Source organism: Lysinibacillus sp. KCTC 33748, assembly GCF_002237755.1.
In the GTDB taxonomy this organism is placed as follows: Bacteria; Bacillota; Bacilli; order Bacillales_A; family Planococcaceae; genus Lysinibacillus.
Map to the genome: position 1 here is coordinate 1 of NZ_MWSJ01000049.1, position 4,931 is coordinate 4,931.

The 4,931-nt window shown below is 32.3% G+C and carries 3 protein-coding genes and 2 rRNA genes; all 5 read left to right on the plus strand.

Translation table 11 applies throughout. The annotated features are described in order from the left end of the window. Position 1 precedes the first annotated feature (1 nt). A 5S ribosomal RNA gene (gene rrf, locus B1B04_RS25145) occupies positions 2–117 on the plus strand. Positions 118–450: 333 nt separating this feature from the next. Then, complete coding sequence (locus tag B1B04_RS25150; protein ID WP_170939085.1) at positions 451–1,623, plus strand: ATP-grasp domain-containing protein; 1,173 nt, start codon at positions 451–453, stop codon at positions 1,621–1,623. A 39-nt stretch (positions 1,624–1,662) separates the two neighbouring features. Continuing rightward, positions 1,663–3,345: a methyl-accepting chemotaxis protein gene (locus B1B04_RS25155; RefSeq protein WP_079564485.1), complete on the plus strand. Its 1,683-nt coding sequence runs from the start codon at positions 1,663–1,665 to the stop codon at positions 3,343–3,345. 193 nt (positions 3,346–3,538) lie between these two features. Then, positions 3,539–4,432 carry a patatin-like phospholipase family protein gene (locus B1B04_RS25160; RefSeq protein WP_079564489.1) on the plus strand — a complete coding sequence of 298 codons (894 nt, stop codon included), beginning with the start codon at positions 3,539–3,541 and terminating at the stop codon, positions 4,430–4,432. 312 nt (positions 4,433–4,744) lie between these two features. Beyond that, positions 4,745–4,931, plus strand: a 16S ribosomal RNA gene (locus B1B04_RS25165); the annotation flags it as partial.

The window sequence follows — 4,931 nt, forward strand, 5'->3', positions numbered from 1 at the left end:
GTCTAGTGATGATGGCAAAGAGGTCACACCCGTTCCCATACCGAACACGGAAGTTAAGCTCTTTAGCGCCGATGGTAGTTGGGGGCTTCCCCCTGTGAGAGTAGGACGTCGCTAGGCAATGTAAACAGTCAGCTGTGTGCTGGCTGTTTTTTTATAAAATTATACAAATAGTATTTAACCAATAGTAAAAAATCGAGAAGCTAATTTAAGCTTCTCGATTTTTTTAATTATTTACTTTAGCAAAAGTTAATCTTTATATAGTTAAATATACTCATTGGTGTTTATATATTTCAGTATGCTTTCATATTAATTTCGATGTAATATTACCCATAGTATTAAAAGGTAATATTATGGCTTTTATAGGTATTATATATTAAAATAGGTAATAGTTATTTTTACATACTATTAGGATATAGATATGTAAAAAATATATAGATAGGAGTGTAAATATTGATAATACTAGATAGACCTTATGTTTCGGGCTTATTAGCGGACACAATTAGTAAGAATAAAATTCCGGTAATCAGATTAAATGAAGTTTTTATACCAAACGAATCTACTATAAATTTCAAAAAGGTAGACGATTTGTTAATTGAATTAGAGAAGGGGAATTCTCCAATTCTCTTTAACTCTGAAAATGGACTTAATATTTTATCAAAATATGCGCCTAATCACTATTTAACAACTGTTACAGATATTTTGAAAAATAAAGTTACTTTCAGGAAAACATTAAGTAGACATTATAAAGATTTCTTTTTCACAGAAGTTTCTCTAAAAGAATTAGAAGAATTAGATCCTAGTGCTCTACCTTTCCCTATTATTGTTAAGCCTGTTATAGGATATTCAAGTATAGGTGTACATCGTATTGATAAGGTAGAAGAATATAAAGAAACTATTAAACAACTTAAGGTTGAAATGGAAGTTATGAGTTCAGAGTATCCAATCGAAGTTATTAATAGCCAATCATTTATAATTGAAAAATTAATTGAAGGCGATGAATACGCTGTTGACGTATATTTTACAGAAGACGGGGAACCTGTTATCCTAAATCTTTTTAAAAGAATGTTTAGGCATGAGAAAGACATGAGCGATAGGATTTACTATACGAGTAAGCAAGTAATAAATGAGTCCCTCAGTAAAATTCAAGAGTTTTTAAGAACTATTTCATCGTTCTTCGCTTTAAAGTCTGCCCCAATACATATTGAAATTCGCATCGATAATGATGAACAGATTGTTCCTATTGAAGTAAATCCACTTAGATTTGCTGGTATCGGTACAAATGAACTTGGCGTTCATGCATATGGTGTAAACGCATGTGAATACTTTTTCAAACAAGAAAAGCCTGATTGGGGAAATATAGTTAATCAAATGGATGATTCAATTTATAGTTTTTGTTGTGCTGAATTAGATGCTTCTATTGATTGTAAGCAAGTTGTATCTATTAATCATGAAGCGTTTAAACTAAACTTTGATGAAATTTTAGAATATCGACCAATGAAAGTAAATGAAAGTTCTACATTTGCTGTAATCTTCCATAAGTCACCGGATTTAAATGAAAATATAAGGTTATTGAATTTAGATTTGAATCAATATATATCTTTAGAAGAATTGGTAATTGTTTAATAATGACTAATTTTTCTATTGCAGTTAGGAGCGTTAATGATGTTTAAAGGTATGACAATTAGAAAGAAAATATTATTAAACGTATTAATGCCTATTGTTGTTATAAGCACCATTTTTAGCTTAGCCATTTTTATTGTAGCTGATCGTTTAATTGAAGGGTATATTATTCCTCAGTTTGAAGAGAGCTTAACAATGAAAATGGAGGACTTTGATGAGCTATTTGATAAAGAATTAATCAATAGTGCTAAAACAAACAAAAGTGCATATCAAGAACTATTGTCTAGAGGAAATGCATTTCAAGAAGAGCATGAATTAGAAAATGTGTATATTATGAGTAAAGTAGATAATAAAGAAGTCATTTTATTTTTAGGTAATGACGATAAGTATTTATCACCACTAGCGTTTACAGATGAACAAAAAGCAGCGTTAGGTACAACTAAAATGGTTACAAGTGATATTTATAAAGATGAATACGGCGCTCATAAGTCTACATTTTTACAAGTTCAAGGAACAGATTCTGTCTTAGGATTAGATGAAGATGCAGATTTTATAGTTGATCTAGAAAGTTTATTAATAAAAGTATGTGTATTATTAGCACTTATATTTATTGTGGTAAGTGGTATACTAGCATATTTCACTGCTAAAAGAATTTCTAAACCGTTAAATGAACTTGTAGATTATACTAAAGTAATTGCAGCTGGTGATTTAACACAGGAAATTAAAAATACCAGTAATGATGAAATTGGTCAGCTGGCATCAAGTTTTAATAGTATGCAAGTACAGCTAAAAGAAGTTATAGGTCATGTATCCTCAACAGCAGACTATGTAGCAAACGGGTCTAAAGAATTGACTCAAAGTATAGAGCAAGTGACAGAAATGGCTAATCAGGTATCAGCAGCAATTCAGGAAGTTTCAGTAAGTAGTGAAATGGTAACAACTGGGGCTATTCAAAATCAAATTGCGATTAGGGAAATATCAGAGGGGATAGTAGAAATTACAGAATCTACTACAAACGTCTCTGATGAATCTATTAAGACTTCTGAAGAATCCAATCAAGGTAATAATGTCATTCAACAATCCGTACAAGGAATTGATTCAATTAACGAGCTTTCAAAAGCCTCTATGCAAATGACAGAACAAATGCATCAACGATCTAAAGAAGTAGGACAAATTACAAATGTAATTACAAGTATTTCAGATCAAATTAATTTACTAGCACTAAATGCAGCTATTGAGGCTGCTCGTGCAGGTGAATATGGAAAAGGGTTTGCTGTTGTTGCAGATGAAATAAGACATTTAGCAGAACAATCTGCCCAATCTGCTAATGACATAACTAAATTAATCTCTGAAATGCAAAACAATTCTAATGAATCGGTTGAAGCTATTACGAGAGTAGTAGATGAAATTGATCAAGAGACTGTCGCAATAAGATTGGCTGGAGATACTTTCCAAAAAATCTCATCTCTAATTTCAAACATTAGTATGCGAACTCAATCAATTGCTTCAACAGTAGAACAAATATCAGCAAGCTCTGAACAAGTATTAGGGACTACTGAGACAACTGTGCAATCACTGGAGCAAACATCAGCAGGTACCCAAAATATTGCTTCAACTATGCAGGAGCAATCTGCTTTTATGGAAGAAATGCTAGGAACAGCTAATCAAGTAAATGATATGGTGGAAAATTTGAAAGGTCAAATTGCACATTTTAAAATTAAGTAATCTAAGCAATAACATTAACTAAGTTAAAAGGATTAGCTCTAACTTGAACAGAGCTAATCCTTTTACTATTTTTAAATCCGTATGCCAACTATCAAAGTCATTTGTAAATTCGACAAAATACTCATTGAGTTCGTTCTAATTGTATATAACTCTTTATATAATGTAACGATTACTTTAAAAAGGAGAGGAAATTTTGTGGATTGATGGTGTTTTTTCTGGTGGCGGTTTGAAGGGGTTTGCACTTGTTGGGGCGTATCAAGTACTAGAAGCTGAAAATTTTCGCTTTAAACGGGTAGCTGGAACGAGTGCCGGGGCTATATTGGCTGCTTTTATTGCTGCCGGGTATAGCGGAAAAGAAATCCAGACTATGTTAGAAGAGTTGGATGTACCTTCATTATTAGATCCAAGAAAAACAATCTTACCATTACCATTTATGAAGTGGGTTAATGTTTATCACCATTTAGGTTTATATAAAGGAAAAGCATTAGAAAAATGGTTTTTTCAGAAATTAGCAGCAAAAGGAGTTTATACATTCGGAGACTTACCTAGAGATTCATTAAAGTTAGTGGCCTCAGATTTAACAAATGGCAGAATGATTGTGTTACCGGATGATTTACAAAAATATCATATTGATGCTAAAAATTTTTCGGTTGCGTGTGCTTTACGTATGAGTTGTGGCATACCATTTTTCTTTGAACCCGTTACATTAAAAACAGGAAAAGGAGATTCAGTTATTGTAGATGGCGGTGTATTGAGTAATTTTCCATTGTGGGTATTTGATGATAGAGAAAGACGTAAAGTGCGACCGATTATTGGACTTAAATTGAGTAGACGTAGAGAAGAGCAACACCCACATGAAATTAAAAATGGATTAAATTTATTTGAAGCTTTATTTTCTACTATGAAAGATGCTCATGATGAAAGATATATTTCAAGACGACATGAAAGAGATATTATTTTTATTCCCGTTGATGATTATAGCGCCACACAATTTGATTTAGACGAAGAGACTAAAGAAACACTTTTAGAAATCGGAAGAAACCGTACGATTCAATTTTTAAAAGCATGGCCGAGATATAAGCTATAAAACTTTTAAAAAAATGTATTAATACTATTGACGTCCTATGAGATAGATGATATTATATAAAAGTTGCTGATGAACATGCAACTAGAACAATACAAAAATAAAATAACTGTTTGACATTATGTATAAAACATGTTATTATATAAAAGTTAACTCTTAACAAAAGAGATAATAATTATAAATGAACCTTGAAAACTGAACAAGCAAAACGTAATCAATAAAGTTTTTAGTAGCTAACCTTGAGTTAGTGAACGAAACAAAATTTTGGACATCAAACATGATGCCAGCAAAACAATTTGAGCTAATCAAATTTCTTTTATGGAGAGTTTGATCCTGGCTCAGGACGAACGCTGGCGGCGTGCCTAATACATGCAAGTCGAGCGAACAGAGAAGGAGCTTGCTCCTTTGACGTTAGCGGCGGACGGGTGAGTAACACGTGGGCAACCTACCTTATAGTTTGGGATAACTCCGGGAAACCGGGGCTAATACCGAATAATCTATT

Bases quoted from the DNA above. Each gene is read 5' to 3' on its own strand.
- B1B04_RS25155 (WP_079564485.1), top strand. From the start codon at position 1,663: ATGTTTAAAGGTATGACAATTAGAAAGAAAATATTATTAAACGTATTA.